Origin of the sequence: Butyrivibrio sp. NATIVEDY162, assembly GCF_045999815.1 — a bacterium.
GTDB lineage: Bacteria > Bacillota > Clostridia > Lachnospirales > Lachnospiraceae > Butyrivibrio.
Genome location: NZ_CP172573.1, coordinates 2,601,672 through 2,618,960 on the forward strand (window position 1 = coordinate 2,601,672; position 17,289 = coordinate 2,618,960).

Annotated in this window: 12 protein-coding genes; 9 read left to right on the plus strand and 3 right to left on the minus strand. The window is 41.3% G+C overall.

All coding sequences use genetic code 11. The features are described from left to right. Window positions 1–3 precede the first annotated feature (3 nt). The 9 genes from ACHCNF_RS11250 to ACHCNF_RS11290 all read left to right on the plus strand — a co-directional run bounded on the left by ACHCNF_RS11250 (window position 4) and on the right by ACHCNF_RS11290 (window position 12,840). Window positions 4–981, plus strand: coding sequence for a carbohydrate ABC transporter permease (locus ACHCNF_RS11250; protein WP_408069882.1), 978 nt, complete (start codon window positions 4–6; stop codon window positions 979–981). A 10-nt stretch (window positions 982–991) separates the two neighbouring features. Further along, a complete protein-coding gene (locus ACHCNF_RS11255; protein ID WP_408069883.1) occupies window positions 992–2,887 on the plus strand; it encodes a type 2 periplasmic-binding domain-containing protein in 1,896 nt (631 codons plus the stop codon). A 165-nt stretch (window positions 2,888–3,052) separates the two neighbouring features. Next, the gene (locus ACHCNF_RS11260; protein ID WP_408069884.1) at window positions 3,053–4,705 is read left to right on the plus strand and encodes a response regulator transcription factor; all 1,653 of its coding nucleotides are present in this window, start codon (window positions 3,053–3,055) and stop codon (window positions 4,703–4,705) included. Next, window positions 4,702–6,732: a beta-galactosidase gene (locus ACHCNF_RS11265; protein WP_408069885.1), complete on the plus strand. Its 2,031-nt coding sequence runs from the start codon at window positions 4,702–4,704 to the stop codon at window positions 6,730–6,732. Before ACHCNF_RS11260 ends, ACHCNF_RS11265 begins: the two co-directional genes overlap by 4 nt. Window positions 6,733–6,779: 47 nt before the next feature. Then, entirely contained in the window at window positions 6,780–8,918 is a 2,139-nt protein-coding gene (locus ACHCNF_RS11270; RefSeq protein ID WP_408069886.1) for a beta-glucosidase, read from the plus strand. Window positions 8,919–8,984: 66 nt separating this feature from the next. Continuing rightward, window positions 8,985–9,659, plus strand: coding sequence for a flavin reductase family protein (locus ACHCNF_RS11275; RefSeq protein ID WP_408069887.1), 675 nt, complete (start codon window positions 8,985–8,987; stop codon window positions 9,657–9,659). Between the two features lie 26 nt (window positions 9,660–9,685). Then, window positions 9,686–10,447, plus strand: a complete 762-nt coding sequence (locus tag ACHCNF_RS11280; RefSeq protein WP_408069888.1) for an MBL fold metallo-hydrolase — start codon at window positions 9,686–9,688, stop codon at window positions 10,445–10,447. A 177-nt stretch (window positions 10,448–10,624) separates the two neighbouring features. Beyond that, complete coding sequence (locus tag ACHCNF_RS11285; RefSeq protein WP_408069889.1) at window positions 10,625–12,424, plus strand: glycoside hydrolase family 27 protein; 1,800 nt, start codon at window positions 10,625–10,627, stop codon at window positions 12,422–12,424. 41 nt (window positions 12,425–12,465) lie between these two features. Continuing rightward, the gene (locus ACHCNF_RS11290; RefSeq protein WP_408069890.1) at window positions 12,466–12,840 is read left to right on the plus strand and encodes a hypothetical protein; all 375 of its coding nucleotides are present in this window, start codon (window positions 12,466–12,468) and stop codon (window positions 12,838–12,840) included. Window positions 12,841–12,866: 26 nt separating this feature from the next. On the opposite strand, the gene ACHCNF_RS11295 is transcribed toward ACHCNF_RS11290, so the two are convergent. The 3 genes from ACHCNF_RS11295 to ACHCNF_RS11305 form a co-directional block, all read right to left on the minus strand. Next, the gene (locus tag ACHCNF_RS11295; protein ID WP_408069891.1) at window positions 12,867–14,558 is read right to left on the minus strand and encodes a GGDEF domain-containing protein; all 1,692 of its coding nucleotides are present in this window, start codon (window positions 14,556–14,558) and stop codon (window positions 12,867–12,869) included. Then, the gene (locus ACHCNF_RS11300) at window positions 14,551–16,335 is read right to left on the minus strand and encodes a GGDEF domain-containing protein (RefSeq protein WP_408069892.1); all 1,785 of its coding nucleotides are present in this window, start codon (window positions 16,333–16,335) and stop codon (window positions 14,551–14,553) included. The genes ACHCNF_RS11295 and ACHCNF_RS11300 overlap by 8 nt, the downstream gene beginning before the upstream one ends. A gap of 132 nt (window positions 16,336–16,467) precedes the next feature. Continuing rightward, window positions 16,468–17,283, minus strand: coding sequence for a TPM domain-containing protein (locus ACHCNF_RS11305; protein WP_408069893.1), 816 nt, complete (start codon window positions 17,281–17,283; stop codon window positions 16,468–16,470). Between the last annotated feature and the right edge of the window lie 6 nt (window positions 17,284–17,289).

The following is a 17,289-nucleotide window of genomic DNA, read 5'->3' on the forward strand; positions in this document are numbered from 1 at the left end:
AAAATGAGTGGCATTTCAAATGCAGCCAGGTTAGAGGCCAAGGCTGAGAGAGAGTATGAAAAAAAGCGCAATAAAATGATGCGCAAGACTCCCGGGGATATCATTTTTAATATCATAAACTATACTGTATTTGCAGTTTTTACAATAATATGTATTTTCCCGTTTTACTATCTTTTCATAAACACAATTAGTGACAATGAACTGGTAAGAAAGGGACTTGTAAACTTTGTACCTAGAGGAATTCATTTTGAAAACTATATAAGACTTCTGCAGGTAAATGATCTTTTTGGATCATTTGGAATAACAATCGCAAGGACGATATTCGGAACATTTTTCATGGTGCTTGCATCAGCGTTTGTCGGATATCTGGTAACGAAAAATGAAATGTGGGGAAGAAAATTCTGGTATAGATTTCTTGTTATCACAATGTACTTCAATGCCGGTATCATTCCCTGGTACCTGAACATGGCAATGCTGGGACTGACCAATTCATTCTGGGCTTACATAATCCCCGGAATAGTGGCACCATACAACATTATTCTGGTTAAGACTTACATTGAGTCGGCTATTCCCGGAGAGCTGGAGGAGAGCGCATCACTTGACGGAGCATCACACCTTAAGATTTTCTGGACAATAATACTTCCTTTGTCAAAACCGATACTTGCTACAATCGCTATCTTTGGTGCGGTTGGACACTGGAACTCTTTCCAGGACTCACTGATACTTATGCAGTCAGCGCCTAAGCTCTATACATTGCAGCACAGACTTTATATTTATCTTAATACTACAAGTAATCTGTCAGCACTTATGAGTGCCGGCAGCACATCCGGAATCAGTAAGAGTGTACTTGACTCGGCGCTGAACGGAAAAGTAATCAAATACACAATAGCTATGGTAACAATTATTCCGATCCTGCTTGTTTATCCCTTCATGCAAAGATACTTTGAAAAGGGAATCATGATAGGAGCGGTAAAAGGTTAAGGAGGATAAAATGAAAAAGAAGGTATTATCAATTCTACTCGCATCAACTATGGCTTTTTCCATGGCTGCATGCGGAACAAGTAACCCTGCAGGAACACCTGCAGATGCAGGTACAGACACTGCTGATGAAGCAGAGGATACTGCTGACAGCCAGGATGAAGCTGAGAGCACAGAAGCAGAAAGTGCAGAAGCAGAAAGCGCAGATGCAGACAGCTCTGCGGAGGCTTCAGAAGAAGGCGAAGCAGCAGATGAAGCTGATGCAGGTGAAGCAAGCGGAGAATTGGAGGGAGATTTATCAGACATCATTCCTTCAGAAACAGTAACACTTGATGTATATGATCAGCTTGCAAACTACTCAGGTGAGCAGACAGGATGGTTTGGCAAGGTTATGCTTGATAAGTTCAATGTTAAGCTTAACATCATCCCTGAAAATGACGGTGTCTATGATACTCGTATGGAGTCGGGTAACCTTGGAGACCTTGTAATCTGGGGAAATGACGGTGACCAGTATCAGCAGGCAGTTGATAAGGGAATGCTTTTTGACTGGGAAGAGGATGACCTTGTAAGTGAATATGGCCCTTATATAAAGGCAAATATGGAATCAGCTCTTGAAAAGAATAAAGGCATATCATCAGACGGAAAGCTTTATGGTTTCGGTTTTGATGTAACCAGATCTGCTAAGGATCCCGGCTCTTTCATGTATACATGGGATCTTCGTTATGACCTTTATAACGAGATTGGTTCACCTGAGATAAAGGATCTTGACGGACTTGTAGACGTTCTTTCACAGATGAAGGAAGCATGCCCTACAGACGATAATGGTAACCCGACATACGGCGTATCACTTTTCAATGATTGGGACGGTGATATGGTTATGTTTGTAAAATCTACAGCAACGGCTTATTATGGATATGATGAGTTTGGTCTTGGCCTTTATGATCCTTCTACACAGACATTCCATCCTGTACTTGAGGAGAACGGCCCTTACCTTACAGCGCTGAAATTCTACAATACACTTTATCAGAAGGGACTTCTTGATCCCGACTCACAGACACAGGGCTTCAATGGTATGCAGGAAGATTACCAGAACGGAACAGCTTTCTTAAATGTATTTAACTTCATGGGTTCCGCTCTTTACAATACACCTGATCATCTTGCTGCCGGCAAGGGTATGTTCCCTGTAAAGCCTACAGATGCAAAGCCTATCAGATATGGTCTGAATGTGTATGGTGGTAACAGAATCTGGTCTATCGGTGCAAACACAGAGTATCCTGAGCTTTGCATGGCAATCATCAACTGGCTCTCAACACCTGAGGGACGTATGACAGCTGAGTATGGTCCTAAGGATGTATGCTGGTACTATGATGAAAATGGTAACACCTGCTTTACAGACACAGGACTTGCATGCAAGACAGATATCTCTACAGAGATGGGCAACGGTTATGAAGGCACATATGATGACGGTGCATTCAAGATGAACAACTCAACATGGGCACTTGATGCTCCTAACCCTGACAGCAATGGCGAGACCTTTAACTATCGTAACTGGGCAAGCTTCTCTACAGAGGCAGGCTCTGATATAGAAAAACAGTGGAGAGAATTTGCCGGTGCTAACACACCTGACCTTTATCTTGATAAGCAGGATTATATTCTCGCTCCCGGAACAATGTACACAGGCGGCGTTCGCTCTGATGAGCTCCAGGTTGTATGGGACCAGGTATCAACCTGCATCAAGGACAACTCATGGAAGGCTATCTATGCTGAAAGTGATGAAGAATTCGACAAGATTGTTGCCGATATGATCCAGCAGGCTGATGAGTATGGTTATGATGAGTGCATAGAATTCCAGGAGAACGAAGCAAAACTCCGCGCAGAAGCTGAGAAGAAAGCACTGGCAGAAAACTAATTTGGAACCCCCACCTCCTAATCTGGGTGTTTAGTTGTAAGGAAAAGCTGCGGCTTATGGTCGCAGCTTTTTCCATCTTCTGTTTATTGAATTTTTACGAATTGAAAAGAAGCGTTGTGATAGAATGATAATTAACGGACGGAAACTATTTGAAAGGAGTCCCGTATGCAAACCGTACTTATTGCGGATGATGAAGAAAATATCAGAGAAGGCATAAAACTGATAATCGACTGGGATGAGCTGGGATTTGAAATCATCGGAACTGCATCAAACGGTGAAGAGGCACTTTCATCCATAAAAAAGCTTAACCCTTCTCTCGTGGTAATGGACATGCAGATGCCCAAAATCCATGGAATAGACGTTATAAAAAAGGCAAGAGCAGAAGGTTATGAGGGCTACTTTATCATACTTTCCGGGTACTCTGATTTTTCATATGCTCAGGATGCCATAAGAAACAGAGTCACCAACTATATTACGAAGCCCATAGACGAGGATGAGCTTTACGATACAGTTAAGAAAATAAAGGAAGAAATTGACAGGAACGCAAAAGAGGGCCGCCGCTCGGGACAGATCCGCAGCAAGGCAAAAAGCGTGGTGACCAGTGAGCTGTTGCTTGGAACATATTTTGATAAGGATGAGGAAGGCGACGTCTCACTTACTGAGGACAGGCGGGATGAATTAGAATCCATGGGCCTTCTTTCAACTTTATATCAGGTGATAATATTTGAGACCTACCACACAGGAAGGCAGGGAAACTCAGAATATGAATATCTAAATCTCCTTCCCACATTTCTTGATGAAAACAGCTTTGAGGCTCTGAATATAAAAGGAAACGACTGCATACTTTTAAAGGGAAAGGCAGCTGTTTCAAGGTTTGAGGACTTCATATCACATTATGAAAAATATTCGATCGAGTCAGACAGTCCTTTGGATAACATTTTTATAGCTATAGGGACTACTGTCGACTCACCGGTTAATATAGACAGCTCCTACGAATCAGCTAAGAGCATTGCTGACAGGAGATTTTTCTGTGATGAGGGAGAGCACTTTGTAAGGGCTGATGTAACGAGCAAAGATGCACCGGAAGAGACTTCGGATAATAGAAAAGCGGGTAAAACCGGTATAGCAGGCATATCTGAGGATGAACGAGGAAAAGCTGTTATTTTGGATAAGCAAAGGATTATGGATAAAATTCTGGAAGCGGTAATTGCGGGAAACAGAACGGCCATGGTCAATGCGACTGAGGATTTATACAACTATATAGAGAATAATATATCGGGCAATTCGGATGCATGCCTTTATGCTACCGAAATACTGCTTGGAATAAAGGACAGACTGACAAAGCAATATCCGATGTTAGCAGATGTTTTTGATACTCATGCAGGCATAATCGAATTTATAGAGGGGCGCTTTTATCTTTATGAAATTATGCAGTACATGGTTGAAACCATGGATAAGGTGCTGGGGAAACTACATGAGCACGCAGCATCAGAGAACATCATTGACGACATCATATCCTATACAGACAGAAATTATGCTCAGCCGCTGACTCTTGAGGATCTGGCTTCGAGGTTTGGTTATAACAGTGGATATCTGGGGAGATTATTCACTAGAACTACGGGGACTGGTTACAACTATTACCTTAATGAGTGCCGTATCAGCAAGGCAAAGGCATTCCTTGCCGAGGGCAAGTATAAGGTATATGAAGTTGCGCAGCTTGTTGGATATAACGATGTTGACTATTTTAGCAAAAAATTCAGAAAGCATGCAGGAATGACGCCCGCGGAATTTCGCAGGCAGAACAAGGAGGCGAAATGAGTTGGAATGAAAATTTGAAAAAAGTTCCTTATGGTGGAGATTATAACCCGGAGCAGTGGCCGGAGGAAATCTGGGAGGAGGACATGAAGCTGTTCAAGCAGGCAGGAATAGATACTGTCACTTTGAATGTTTTTTCATGGGCATCCCTTCAGCCCTCTGAGGATGAATACGATTTTGACAGACTTGATAAAATCGTAAAGCTTGTCACTGAAAACGGTATGAACATAATCATGGCAACTTCAACCGGGGCACATCCTGCATGGATGGCAAAGCGCTATCCGGATATACTTAGAACTGATTTTGAGGGAAGAAAAAGAAAATTCGGAGGAAGGCACAACTCCTGTCCTTCAAGCCCTACCTACAGAATGTATGCAGGAAGACTTGCCTCAAGACTGGCAGAACATTATAAGAAGCAAGAGAATATTATCGCCTGGCATATTTCTAACGAGTTTGGCGGCGAGTGTTACTGCGAGAAATGTGAGCAGGCTTTCAGAGAATGGGTAAGAGACAGATACAAAACAATCGAGGAGGTAAATAAAGCGTGGAACACCTCCTTCTGGGGACACACCTTCTACGATTTTGATGAGATAGTTTTGCCGAATGCACTTTCAGAGGAAAGCGTATGGGGAGGAAGGCTGCATACGGATTTTCAGGGAATTTCCATCGATTACAGAAGATTTAATTCTGAAGCAATCTTGTCCTGTTATTGTCTTGAGAGAGACGAGATAAAAAGAATAATACCTAAAGCTAATGTAACGACAAACCTCATGGCATTTTTCAAGCCTCTGGATTATCGAAAATGGGCAAAGGAGATGGATTTCATATCCTGGGATAACTATCCTCAGCCCACGGATACGCCTGCAAGGATTGCTATGAACCACGACCTCATGAGAGGTGTAGGCGACGGTGCACCCTTTGCACTTATGGAGCAGACTCCCAGTGTTACCAACTGGCAGCCCTATAATTCACTTAAGAGACCGGGAGTTATGAGACTTTGGAGCTATCAGGCCATGGCTCACGGTGCTGACAGCGTGCTCTTTTTCCAGATGAGAAGGAGCATAGGTGCCTGTGAAAAGTATCATGGTGCAGTTATAGATCATGTGGGAACAGGTAACACAAGGGTATTCAGAGAGGTAACTGAGCTTGGCAAGGAACTGTGGGAAATTGGAAGATGCTCTATAGGAATGGAGACAAAATCTGATGTTGCCGTGATGTTTGACTGGGACAACTGGTGGGCAACTGAGCTTTCTGCAGGTCCTACTAATGAGATGAATTATAAGGAGACCATAACAGAGTATTATGAGGCATTAAGGAAGCTTAATGTGAACGTAGACATAATATCTCAGGACTCTGACCTGACAAAATATAAGGTAGTGATCGCACCGCTTCTGTACATGGTCAAGGGTGATCTTGATCAGAGAATCCGCACTTTCATAGAGGGCGGTGGAAGCTTTGTGACAGGCGTATTCAGCGGATATGTTCAGGAGAGCGATCTTGTTATAACAGGCGGCTATCCGGGAAAGCTCCGTGACATACTTGGTATATGGGTTGAGGAGACTGACGCTTTTCCGACTGAAAAGCACAATCATTTCAGTTACCATGGTCAGAGATATTATGCGAGAAAGCTCTGCGATCTTATTCACCTGGAAGGTGCAAAAATGCTTGATGACTACGGATATCTTGAGGATTTCTATCAGGGAATGCCTGTTATCACATCAAGAAAGCTTGGTAACGGAAGAGGCTACTATGTAGCTACTGAAACTGATGAGGACTTTAAGTCCGTATTTTTATCAGATGTTCTCTCAAAAGCCGGGGTTCACCCTCTTACATTTACTTCAGGCGACGTGGAAGTTACAAGCAGAGAAAATGATGAAGAGAAGATTCTATATGTACTAAATCACGGTGACGGAGAAGGCATTTATGAGCTTCATGAAGACGGAACTGAATTGATAAGCGGCATAGAGCTGGCTTCCGGAATGCATAGGATAGCAGCAAAGGATGTGCACATTATCAGGATAGCAAAGTGACAGAAATAAAAGAAATTTGTTTATGGCAGTAAGATGAGGAGTTAAGCATGGAAGGATCTATTCAAACACTTAAATATCGCGCAGAAGAAATTCTGGAAGCTATGACACTTGATGAAAAGCTTGGAATGATTCATGGAAATGAACTTTTCAAAACGAAGGGTATTCCCCGTCTGGGGATTCCTCCGCTTGTTATGTCTGATGGACCTATGGGAGTAAGGGCAGAGTTTCACCCCACAAAGTGGATTACGGTTGGAAACACTGATGACTACGTATCTTATCTGCCCTGCAACAGTGCAGTTGCAGCAACATGGAACCGCAACCTGGCATCAAGAACGGGAAGTGTCCTTGGCAGTGAGGCAAGAGGCCGCAGAAAGGATGTCATCCTTGCACCGGGAATAAACCTTAAGAGGTCACCTCTGTGCGGAAGAAATTTTGAGTATTTCAGCGAAGACCCTTATCTGACATCGGAGCTGGCTACAGAGTATGTGAAGGGTGTACAGAGATGGGATGTGGCTGCCTGCCTGAAGCATTTTGCGCTTAATCATCAGGAAACTGCAAGACTTGAAGTGGATGAAGAGATTGATGATGAAGTACTTCGAGGCCTTTATCTGCAGGTATATAAGGATGTCATCGACAATGCCAATCCCTATAGTATAATGGTTGCTTATAACAAGGTAAACGGAGAGTACTGCAGCCAGAGCAAATATCTGCTTAACGATATATTAAGAAAAGAATGGGGCTATGAAGGCTTTGTAGTATCTGACTGGGGCGCAGTCCATGACACAGTAGAGGCAGCAGAGGCTGATATTGACTGCGAAATGTCAGTTACGGATGATTTTGACAATTACAAATTTGCAGAGCCGCTTAAAGAAAAGATTCTCAGTGGCGAAGTAGATGAAGCACTTATAGATAAAAAGGTTATTCGTATTCTTATTCTGATGCTCCGTCTTAACATGCTCGATGAGGATGTAATGATAAGGAAGGATGCAGCTTACAATTCCTTTGCAGCAAGACAGGACTGCCTTGACATAGCAAGAGGCAGCGTTGTTTTACTTAAAAATGAGGATTCGGTTCTTCCGCTTGGAAGATATAATATCAAGAGCAAACGAATTCTTATGATTGGTGAAAATGCCAACAGGATCCATTCTAATGGTGGAGGAAGCGCAGAGATAAAAGCGCTTTATGAGATTTCACCTCTTATGGGGCTGTCCTCCAGAATAGGCGGCGCTGCTGAGGTTACATACCTTCGAGGTTACGCAAGCACTCTGGTTGAAAATGCTACTCCAAATGGAACTAACTGGCAGGCACTGAGCCTTGAGGACGGCGGTGGCAAGACTGCCGAGGCTGAAGAGTGCGAGAATAGTGTTGATGAAATCAGTCCCGATGCCGAGAATGGCGAGAGAGTATGGAAGAATATATCGCAGTATAGGAAATACCTGCGCGAGGAAGCACTTGCAGCAGTAGATGATTATGACTATGTCATATTTGTAGGCGGCTTAAATCATGATATTGATTCTGAAGGAATTGACAGAAGAAATATTGATCTTCCTTATGAACAGAATGAACTTCTTGAGGCGCTCCTTTATAAGCGTCCGGATACCATCGTTGCTATGATTGGCGGTGGTGCAGTTGATATGACAAGATGGCTTGATAAGTGCAAGGCTCTCATATGGATGTACTATAATGGAATGGAAGGCGGTAACGCCCTGGCTGAGGTGATTCTTGGCGATATCAATCCCTGTGGTCATCTTCCGGAAACCTTTTACTGCAAGGCAGAGGACTCCTCTGCTCTTAGCGTGGGAGATTTTGGAGACGAGAAGCTTGTGCACTATCGTGAAGGATTCCATATCGGATACAGACATATCTATAAAGAGAAGATACCGGTACAATTCCCATTTGGCTATGGTATCTCTTACTCAGAGTTTGAGATAGCTGACCCTTCCTACAATACAGGAAGACATGCTGTAAGAGGTAAACTATTAAACAAATCAGGAGAAGATGGGGCAGAAATAATTCAGGTTTACAGACTTCCTGATGATATTCACGACTACCTTGAGCTTGTTGGCTTCGATAAAGTTTACCTTCGAGCAAACTCAGAGATAGAGTTTGAAGTTACTGTTCGCGATACAATTGGAGTCGGCAAGTATGCCGTGGGATTTAACAGTGCAGATCTGATAGAAATTTGATAATTAAAGAGATCTTAAGTAATATACTCTTTGATCTAAAAAAAGAAATAGATAAGAGGATAAAAAATGGCAAAAGAAGTTTGGCAACCGGGAAATATGCTATATCCCATTCCCGCAGTTATGGTCAGCTGCGGAAGAGAGGGAGAGACGCCCAATATTATAACTGTTGCATGGGCAGGAAACATATGCAGTTCTCCGGCTATGCTATCAATATCTGTCAGAAAAAGCAGATATTCACACAGCATCATTAAGGATACTGGAGAGTTCGTTGTTAACCTCACAAGTTCAGAGCTTGCCAGGGCGACAGACTGGTGCGGAGTTCGATCAGGCCGTGACTATGACAAGTTTAGAGAGATGCGGCTTACTCCGCAGGTATCTCAGAAGATAAGCGCTCCCGGAATAGCTGAAAGCCCTGTCAATATCGAGTGTAAGGTCAGGCAGGTTATTGAGCTTGGAAGTCATGATATGTTTATAGCAGAGGTGCTTTGCGTCACGGTAGATGATAAATATCTTGATGAAAAAGGACGCTTTGATTTAAACGGAGCTGATTTAATAGCTTACTCACACGGAGAATATTTTAAGCTTGGCAAAAAGGTTGGGAAGTTCGGATACAGCGTTTCGAAAAAATCCGGCAAGAAGATTGCATCAAAGACTAATAAGTTAGTCGCTAAGTCATCTGTTAAAAATGATGATAAACAGCAAAAACAGAGAAAGCCAAAAAAGAACAAGAAGAAAAAGTAAAAGTACCAGTTTAGAGGAGAGATTGTATGTCAGTACAGTTTATGAGAACAGGACAGCAGGGAATTCTTGTGTGGGATGAAGCTTCAGACTACAAGTTTGGAATAGATCTGTTTTTATCTGACATGGATGGAAGACAACTTAAGAATGTGGTAAATGCACAGGATCTAACAGATGTATCACTGATTTTTGGCACACATGATCATATAGATCATATAGACAGAGATGCCTGGAAGGAAATTGCGGCAGTAAATCCACAGGTAAAATTTGTTGCACCAAAATTTTTTGAAAATGATCTTCCCAAGGACCTTGGAATTAACAACGAGAGATTTATTTTTGTGGATGAGGAGATAAGCGCCGATGAGGGCGAGGTTCATATAGAGGCAATCCCTGCAGCTCATGAATTTCTTGACACATCACAGGATGGACTGCATCCGTATTTGATGTATGTTATTACTTTTAAAAATGTAAAAATCTGCCATATGGGCGATACCTGTATTTACGAAGGCGTATATCAGAAACTCAGAGAAAAGGGTCATTTTGATGTGATGTTTCCACCTATAAACGGCAGAGATGCCAGGAGACTCAGGGAGGACTGCATAGGCAATATGACCTATCAGGAAGCGGCAGATCTGGTTGGTGCTATGAAGCCTTCGCTTGCTGTTCCCGGGCATTATGATATGTTTGCATTTAACAGTGCAGATCCCAAGGATTTTATCGATTATGTGGAAATCAAATATCCGGGACAAAAAGTACAGATGTATGAAGTAGGTAAAACATTTACGCTGTGAGTCATAGTGAGATAAATACGCAGTAATTGAAGATATTAGGGCAAATTCTGATAAGAGATTTGTGATAATTTACGTTAAGTTAATAGGGAAAAAGAGTGTTCCGGGAATGTTCTTCCCGGATTTCTTTTTTATGAAAAATGGAATGGATAAGACAGCTATACAGATATGGAGGGATTCATGCTTACACCGGATAGATTAGAGAAAGACAGACAATATGATTCATTTGGAAATGGAGAGGTATTATACGGCAAAAAGAAAAACCATCTTCCTGCAATGGGATGGAACAGCTGGAATGCTTTTGGAAGCGGAAATACAGAAGCTTTGACCAAAGCTATGGCTGATAAAATCTGTGAGCTTGATCTAAAAGAGCTTGGATATGAATATGTAATTTTGGATGATGGGTGCTATAAGCCTGAAAGAGTAGATGGGAAATTATCAAATGAAGAAAATAAATTTCCCAGTGGCTTTAAGGCTCTTTCAGAGTATGTCCACGGAAAAGGTCTTAAGTTTGGAATGTATAACGATATAGGAACTAACCTATGCGCCGGAGCAGCGGTTGGTACCTGTGGACATGAAAAGGAGGATGCAGGCAGCTATATTGAATGGGGCGTGGACTTTCTAAAGGTTGATAATTGCTATTATCCTTTTGACAATGCCACATTTTCCAATCCGCAAAATGCAGCCTATACCTTTGCCCCAAATATCAGGGCAATTAAGCTTATTAATACTGCGGATAATAATGATTGTACAGAAATGGTATTCATGGCGACAGATGCAGAAATAAGCGGCACGCGTGCCTTCAATGAAAATGATTATGTCACAGGAATCGGCACTTTTGATGGAACAGGACCTGAAGCATCACCTGTGGGGCCTAGAAGCAGTGAGCTTATTTTTGATGTATCTGAAATAGATTCTGATTCGGAATATGAGATAAGTGTGGAATATCAGCCCGGATTTAAGGAAGGCGTGGGAAACTGGCTTCAGATTGCGGTAAATGAAGAACTGATTTTTGATGATTTTCTTAACAAAGAAATGGTACCTTCCCTGAAGGAAGAGGAGAAAAAAGAAGAGGAATCATTGCCCTTTGCGTGGAGCAGCCCTATAAAGGTAAAACTGAAAAAGGGTGAAAACAAGATTCGTCTGATGAACCACAGAAGGCAGGAAAATACTCTGAATTCTTATGCCAGATTGTTGAAGGAATTAAATGAATTAAAACCTGATAATGACATAATATATTCAGCTTGTGAGTGGGGAAAAACTCATCCTCAGAACTGGGCATATAAAGTATGCGACTCGTGGAGAATTCTAAATGACATTACCTTCCGTGTGGGAAGTGACGAAGATCCCGGACATGGAGCCTGGGTTGAGGATTATACCACAAGCGTGACAACTCAGTACAATAAAGCTGTAATTATGGATGAATATGCAGGTCTTCAAAAGGGATGGAACGATCCTGACATGCTTATGATCGGCATGGATGGACTTGATGAGACTCAGTGCAGGACACACATGACTATGTGGTGTATGATGAATTCACCATTGATGCTTGGACTTGATCTTAGAAGAATTACTAAAGATAACTGGATTTACAAAATAATCTCCAATAAAGATGCGATATCCATAAATCAGGATGCGCTTGGAATACAGGCAAAGCGTTTATATTCAACACTTGCAAAAGAACAGCCTGATAAGGAATATATCAGAGATATAGACCGGATAGATATTCTTGTTAAGCCTCTGGAGAACAATGAGTTTGCCATCAGCTTTATCAATGTAAGCTGTGAGGACAAAAACCAAAAGGTGAGCATAGGCATTTCAGATATAACAAAAGCTTTTGGAAAACTGATTAAGTCAGCAAAAAAATATAATGTTAAGAATATCTGGACAGGCGAAGAGACTGAGAATACAAGCGGTATATTTGAAGTTGAAGGCATAAAGGCCTGTGATAATATCACCTTAATTGTATCAGCTTCATAATAAAAGAAGCTGCCGGAGATATCCTTAATCAGAGAGTTTATATGAGCGTTGAAGAATTTATAGATTACGTGATAGATGAATATGTAGCGGTACATCCCGGAGAAAATGATGATATAGGGCATTTCTGGAAAGAGGCTATGGGACTCTTTTCAGAAGCTATGCTCAAAATGCCGGTTAGTAAGAAAAATGCCTCTCGAATCCTATATGCACTTTCAAAGGACGTGATGCATCAAAGGGCTCTTGACTGGAGAAGGGCAAAAAAACTCCGGGATATCTATGAATGCCGGGTCTGTGCGGAGGCGATTGCTCAGATGGTTGAACGAGGAGCTATAACCTGTGCGAGAGAAGACATCTTTGGCATAAACGATCTTATGACTGATGAGGAGCTTCAGACAGCTGTGAAGAAAATGATTTGAGCAGCTTGATAGTCATAAAGCATAGGCTAAATCCTTGGAGCAATTCCAAGTTTTGCGTGCATTATTTTTTTACTTTCGTACATTCTCTTGTCAGCTAACAGGTAGACACTGTGCGAGTCTCTGCCGTTTATTTCTGTACTGAAGGCAAATCCCGATGCAACGCTTCTTCTGTAGCCCGGATAGAGAACATTTTTTACCTCAAGGGCATCTTTTAATCTGGTAAGAAGCGTTTCAACCTCGTTAAAGTAATCTTTTTTCAATATGGCTACAAATTCATCGCCGCCTATTCTGGCAATGAAGGCTTTTTGATCAAAGCATTGTTTAAGTACTGTAGCAAATTCTGTCAGATACTTATCCCCAATGGCATGTCCTTCTTTGTCGTTAATTTCCTTAAGTCCGTTTAAATCCAGGCTGATAATGCAGTAATCATCATTTCCATTGTCGAGGTCAGTCATATATTTGTCATATCTTGAGCGGTTCGGAAGGTCGGTAAGGCCGTCTGCGTAAGCAAGGTGTGTGAGAGAAGCGTATTCCTTGCGCATAGCAAAGGACTCAGACATATAAATAAAGTAGTTGATCAGGATCGTGAAAACGAATACAAGTCCGCCGATAGGAAGCAGCCTTACAGTAAGCAGATTCCTGGGGATTATATGTTTTATTTCAAGTGTGAAGGCTATAAAGTTTATAGGATATGATAGAGCAAAGCATGTAAGTCCTACTGTCTGTATGATTTCAGAAGGCAGCAGCTTTTTTTGCTTTATATCTTTATAAATGGTAACCACAAGAAACAGAGAACACATGATGGATATGCTCTGGAAATAGTGGAGTGTACGATTCATATGTATTAACCCTGAAAAATGTAGAACAATAAGTACCAGGCACACTACCGTACTTGTTCCTGCAATTACAAGAAAAATCCAGTCTTTGTAGTGATCATGTATGCATCCGATAATTGTATAGGAAAGGGGAACCATGGAGTAAAGGCAAAGATATTCTACTTCTGAAGATTTCGAATTGGTCCAGACGAAGAAATCAATCAGTCTGAAATAACATAATATCCAAATTCCCATTATTACAAAGAGAACTGAAGAAAAAAGCTGAGACAGAATGCTGGGAAGTGTCTTATAAAAGCTTAAAGTAATTATACAAAAAGCAGCACCAAAAATAATCAGGAAAATACCGGTAGCAAGAGGGAAGAAATTATTAAATAAATAGTTTCTCACAACGTCATGATATTCTCCATATACAGGTGGCCAGAAATAGGTATAGGAACTTTTTTCGGTTTGATAAAGCTTTATTGTCAGAGAAATTGGGCTATCCTTTTGGGGCATTGTAATTACGTTCAAATTGCAGCCGATAAAACTTCCGCTGTCTATCAGGTCATGGAAATTGGAAGCTATGAGCTCACCATCTGCATATACATCAATAGCAGAATATCTTGATAAAAACATAAGAGAAGGGAAGGTATACTTACTGCTTGCCGGCAGCGTTTTGGACATAGTATAGAAGCTTCCTCTTTTTGTGGGGAATGCGATACTTTTGCTAACGTACGAAAGATCTATATTTTCATAGACCTGATCATCTATAGTTATAGTCCAGCCATCATTTTGAATAAGGGGTTCATCTATGTAGACAGGCTTAAAAAGATAATGGCATATGGTTGCCAAAACCAAAAAGGTTATAAAAGCAATGATAAGGAAATAAATTCTTTTATTCATAGTCAGATTCACCTCCTTCATTGCTAAGAGAAGAACCTATTATGTCGTTTACAAATTTGCCCATTTTTGAAGCGTGATGAGCTTCTTTTTCTGCATACATTCTGTTGTCTGCAAGCACAAAAACATTCTCGGCACTTTGATCTTTTACTTCATTGCTGTATGCACATCCGCAAGATGTGGAAATGTTGAATTTTTTCTCAGAACTATTAAATGAAGCTATTTGATCATTCAAGTCGATAAGAAGCTTTTCGCAGGAACCCGGAGCAGGGTCTTCGATGGCTATGAGAAATTCATCGCCCCCGGTTCTTCCTATAAGTGATGCCAAACCACCAAATGTCTGCTTAAGCAGTGAGGCAAAGGATGACAACATTCTGTCGCCTTCCTGATGGCCAAGGCTGTCATTAACGGTTTTTAGGTTGTCAAGATCAAGGCTGATAAGAGCAAAGCTTCCGCGAACAGATGCCATATACTGCATGCATTTAGCACGGTTCATAAGCCCTGTAAGAGCATCAGTATAAGCAAGACCTTCCAAATGCTGTTTTACATATACAGAATTGATATGCTCGATTCCGTGATAAAAATAGAAAACAAAGAGGCATAAAACGAAACAAAGTGCACCCAATGTCATGAAATTGATGTTTACGGAGATTTCGCCTCCTGCTACAAAGAACTTAAATACGTTGTATTTTATGATGTCTATCACGGAGCAGATAATGAAAAGCAGGAGTCCGAGAAGAAGAATACTGTCAGATGTTTTACCAACATATTCAGGTGAGCTCTTTTGTTCTTCATAACTTTTGATTACATTGAGAACAAGCTGCGGAAGAATCATTATTGCCTCGGATAGAGCGATGACATGGAGCGTTGATACGAAGTTATTCATGTGTGCAATGTCAAGTAAATGCAAAATCAGAGTGACTATAGGGAAAAGAGCATTTATAGCTATAAGTGTTTTGTTCAGATTAGTGTTCAGCTCGGGATGTGAGGACACAAGGAATGTGATGATTGCAAAAGGCACAGAGAAAAGCGTAATGTATTCGATCATGCAGAAGAATACTTCGTGATCTGAAAGAAAGCAGAAAATGTCATTGTAGGCAAGATTATATGCACCAAGTGTGAATGATATTACTGAGCTGAATATAAGTGACAGGTCGTGACTGTGATATATGTAAAGATATGAGGATAAAGTCAGAAGGAGAAATGAAAAGAGTGATAAAAAACCACCTATAAAGAAGGGCAGGCGCTTACTCTGGATAAAGCTAAGCTCCACGTCATGGCGATTCCCATAGTAAACCTCGGAGAGTCCTGAGAAAGCATTGTCCTCATAAACCTTAAACGTGATGGTAATACGTTTTCCTGTGGTTGCATAAGCGTCATTTAGAGGTATAACGATAAAATGCTTTGGAATAAGTTTTCCTTTTTGGGCATAATCCTCGCCGTAAGAGTATATCTGTTTTCCATCGATGGTTGCAATAACTGCCGCCTGTATTGATCTGAACATAAGACATGCGGAAGGCACGTTTTCTTTGGGAATATCTCTGCTGATAACAACCTCATCACCTCTGTTGGCGGTTCCGATATCGAGATTTTTAAGTTCAACGTTTTCTGCGTAGAAATCACCATGCCTAACAGACCATCCATCATTCAGGATGGCCTTGTAATATGTGCTTGGTGTGGTCATAAAGGAACTGCCGAACATTATCAGTATGATTGGGACAAATACCAGCAAGAGGGGCAGTAGCCACACATTTATCCGCATGTAATCACGTAGTCGCATTTTTATGTCTCCTAGATATAAGTATAGCAATAAATAGGAGAGGGATTTATTAAAAAACAGTTTATTATTCTGAATTTTGTATAATAAATAAAGCCTTGAGACTTAACCATCTCAAGGCTTTATGGTGATTTTTTAAAAGCTTCCGCTGCTTCCACCGTGTGATGTTCCGGAAGATCCTGTGTGAGTAGACGAACCGGAGCTTTCTTTCGGCTTTGCAGAACGAACAACAGATTTTCTTATAAATCTGTCGCTCCTATGAGTAAGAGAGAGGCCTTTTTGTGTATAGTTGGAGGCTCCTGTCTCTCTGTGAACTGTCTTTAGCTGCATAATGAATATAAACAGCGGTATCAGTGCCAGAATAAATCCGGCTATAAGACAGATTATAAATTTCGGAAGATTAAAGGTTCTGTATTCTACATCTGACTTAAGCCTATGCTCGCATGAGGAGACGAACTCATCGAAAGCGGCATAGTAATTGCCTGCAGATAAATCACTTTTGCAGTCGTCAATAAGTGTTTCCTGAGCAGAATCGGTAAAGACTTCTATGGCACTTCCTGTTGTGGTTATGTGCCATTTTCTGCTGGTTATGTCAATGAGAAACAGTATTCCGTCATGAGAATTGCCGTAGCCATAACCATTGTAGTCATAGAAATCATCACCGTACATTTCAACGGTGCGGTCGCCAAGTGTATCAACGGTAACAATAACTATTGCAGAATTATACTGAGATTCCACTCTGGAGATGTGTTCTGCAAGAGCATTTTCTTCTTCATCAGTCAGAAGTTCGGCTGCGTCAACTACCGGAAACAGAGAACCATCGTCGTAGTATACCGGAGTAACCATGCCTTCGGCTCCGGCCTTTACACATAAAGGCAAAAGCATCGGCATGATCAGCACCATACATATGATCATTAACGACACATAATTAAGTTTTCTTTTGTAATTCATAGACTG